Below are 1119 nucleotides of genomic sequence, written 5' to 3'. Positions count from 1 at the left end.
TGTGATGTCCAGGGACGTTGTTTCGTGAATCGTCTTTGATCTGCTGACAGGCGAGGGCCTCCTGTTGTGAAGTGGAGCTGTCTAGAAACCGCTTCACGAACCAGGAGGCCCTCGTGTCCCACGCTAATGCTGCTCTGACCCCGCGTGCCCGCTCGCGGCTCGCGAGACTGATCGTCGAGGACGGGTGGACCGTCGCTACGGCGGCGAAGATGTTCATGGTCTCGCCCGTGACCGCCCGGAAGTGGGCTGCCCGGTTCCGTGCCGAGGGTGCCGCCGGGATGCAGGACCGGTCCAGCCGGCCTCGGACGATGCCCACGAAGACGCCGCCGGAGCTGGTGAAACGGATCGTGCAGGTGCGTTGGCGACGTCGCCTCGGGCCAGCGCAGATCGCCGGTGACCTGGGGATGGCGACATCCACGGTGCACGCCGTGCTGGTGCGCTGCCGGATCAATCGGCTCTCTCGCATCGACCGGGTCACCGGGGAGCCGATCCGCCGCTATGAGCACGACCATCCCGGGTCCTTGATCCACGTCGATGTGACCAAGTTCGGCAACATCCCTGATGGTGGCGGTCACAAGTTCCTCGGTCGCGCACAAGGTCGACGAAACACGTCGGCAACTGCCCACCGCACCGGGAATTGGAGCCCGTCCCGGCACGCCCGTACCGGGACAGCGTTCCTGCACACCGTCATCGACGATCACTCCCGAGTCGCCTACGTCGAGATCTGCGAGGACGAGAAGGCTGCCACAGCCATCGGTGTGCTGCAGCGCGCCGTGGCATGGTTCGCTGCTCGCGGAGTCCACGTCGAGCGAGTCCTGTCCGATAACGGCTCCGCATACAGGGCCCACGCGTGGCGTGACGCGTGCGCCGAGCTCGGCATCACACCCAAACGCACCCGCCCCTACCGGCCGCAGACCAACGGCAAGATCGAACGATTCCATCGCACCCTCGCCGACGGCTGGGCCTACGCCCGGTTCTACGGATCCGAGAGCGAACGTCGAACGGCGCTACCGGCCTGGTTGCACTTCTACAATCAGCACAGACTCCACACCGCAATCGGAGCCCCACCCATCAGCAGACTCAACAACCTGCCTGGACATCACACCTAGGCGCGGCCGA

General features: G+C 65.5%; 1 protein-coding gene. It reads left to right on the top strand.

What is annotated here, in order from left to right:
- Positions 1–113: 113 nt before the first annotated feature.
- On the top strand, positions 114–1109 hold the full coding sequence (locus WDJ51_RS14255) for an IS481 family transposase (protein ID WP_337853138.1): 996 nt from the start codon (positions 114–116) through the stop codon (positions 1107–1109).
- The last annotated feature ends 10 nt before the right edge of the window (positions 1110–1119 follow it).

This window comes from Rathayibacter sp. YIM 133350 (assembly GCF_037404875.1).
GTDB lineage: Bacteria > Actinomycetota > Actinomycetes > Actinomycetales > Microbacteriaceae > Orlajensenia.
This window is presented reverse-complemented; position numbering and strand designations above follow the sequence as displayed.